Annotated in this window: 1 rRNA gene; it reads left to right on the top strand. The window is 49.5% G+C overall.

What is annotated here, in order from left to right:
• Positions 1–29: 29 nt before the first annotated feature.
• Positions 30–2242: ribosomal RNA gene (locus ACXVWB_RS11175) — 23S ribosomal RNA — on the top strand; the annotation flags it as partial.

The following is a 2242-nucleotide window of genomic DNA, read 5'->3' as shown; positions in this document are numbered from 1 at the left end:
CACAACATCAAGAATTTTTGAGGTTGTATAGTTAAGTGACTAAGCGTACAAGGTGGATGCCTTGGCAATCAGAGGCGAAGAAGGACGTGCTAATCTGCGAAAAGCTTGGATGAGTCGATAAGAGGCGTTTAATCCAAGATGTCCGAATGGGGAAACCCAGTAGATGAAGAATCTACTATCACTGACTGAATACATAGGTAAGTGAGGCAAACCGGGAGAACTGAAACATCTAAGTACCCCGAGGAAAAGAAATCAACCGAGATTTCGTTAGTAGCGGCGAGCGAACGCGAAGGAGCCTGTTAGTGATAATGACAGAGACAGAGGAACAAGCTGGGAAGCTTAGCGACACAGGGTGATAGCCCCGTACTCGAAGTCCAGGTCATGGTACTAAGCTAACGATAAGTAGGGCGGGACACGTGATATCCTGTTTGAAGATGGGGGGACCATCCTCCAAGGCTAAATACTCCTGATTGACCGATAGTGAACCAGTACTGTGAAGGAAAGGCGAAAAGAACCCCGGTGAGGGGAGTGAAATAGAACCTGAAACCTTGTACGTACAAGCAGTGGGAGCCCTTTAAGGGTGACTGCGTACCTTTTGTATAATGGGTCAGCGACTTATATTTTGTAGCGAGGTTAACCGAATAGGGGAGCCGAAGGGAAACCGAGTCTTAACTGGGCGTCTAGTTGCAAGGTATAGACCCGAAACCCGGTGATCTAGCCATGGGCAGGTTGAAGGTTGGGTAACACTAACTGGAGGACCGAACCGACTAATGTTGAAAAATTAGCGGATGACTTGTGGCTGGGGGTGAAAGGCCAATCAAACCGGGAGATAGCTGGTTCTCCCCGAAATCTATTTAGGTAGAGCCTTGAGCGGACACCTTCGGGGGTAGAGCACTGTTTCGGCTAGGGGTCCATCCCGGATTACCAACCCGATGCAAACTACGAATACCGAAGAGTGATACTCAGGAGACACACGGCGGGTGCTAACGTCCGTCGTGGAGAGGGAAACAACCCAGACCGCCAGCTAAGGTCCCAAAGTCTATATTAAGTGGGAAACGAAGTGGGAAGGCTTAGACAGCTAGGATGTTGGCTTAGAAGCAGCCATCATTTAAAGAAAGCGTAATAGCTCACTAGTCGAGTCGGCCTGCGCGGAAGATGTAACGGGGCTCAAATATAGCACCGAAGCTGCGGCATCAGTAGCAATACTGTTGGGTAGGGGAGCGTTGTGTAAGCGGATGAAGGTGTGTTGAGAAGCATGCTGGACGTATCACAAGTGCGAATGCTGACATAAGTAACGATAAAACGGGTGAAAAACCCGTTCGCCGGAAGACCAAGGGTTCCTGTCCAACGTTAATCGGGGCAGGGTGAGTCGGCCCCTAAGGCGAGGCTGAAAAGCGTAGTCGATGGGAAACAGGTTAATATTCCTGTACTTGGTAAAGCTGCGATGTGGGGACGGAGCAGGTTAGGTTATCGCACTGTTGGATATGTGCGTTTAAGTTGGTAGGTGGGAAGTTTAGGCAAATCCGAACTTCCTTAACACTGAGAGATGATGACGAGGCTCTACGGAGCTGAAGTAACCGATACCACACTTCCAGGAAAAGCCACTAAGCGACAGGCTTTACTAAACCGTACTGAAAACCGACACAGGTGGTCAGGTAGAGAATACTCAGGCGCTTGAGAGAACTCGGGTGAAGGAACTAGGCAAAATAGCACCGTAACTTCGGGAGAAGGTGCGCCGGCGTAGATTGTAGTCCCTCGCGGGCGAAGGTTGAACCGGTCGAAGATACCAGCTGGCTGCAACTGTTTATTAAAAACACAGCACTCTGCAAACACGAAAGTGGACGTATAGGGTGTGATGCCTGCCCGGTGCTGGAAGGTTAATTGATGGTGTAATCGAAAGAGAAGCTCCTGATCGAAGCCCCAGTAAACGGCGGCCGTAACTATAACGGTCCTAAGGTAGCGAAATTCCTTGTCGGGTAAGTTCCGACCTGCACGAATGGCATAATGATGGCCAGGCTGTCTCCACCCGAGACTCAGTGAAATTGAAATCGCCGTGAAGATGCGGTGTACCCGCGGCTAGACGGAAAGACCCCGTGAACCTTTACTATAGCTTGACACTGAACATTGAATTTTGATGTGTAGGATAGGTGGGAGACTTAGAAGTAGTCACGCCAGTGATTATGGAGTCGACCTTGAAATACCACCCTTTAACGTTTGATGTTCTAACGAAGATTGCGAAACG

This window comes from Haemophilus sp. SZY H53, assembly GCF_054332375.1.
The sequence above is the reverse complement of the archived record's forward strand: the minus strand, read 5'-3'. Positions and strand labels throughout refer to the sequence as shown.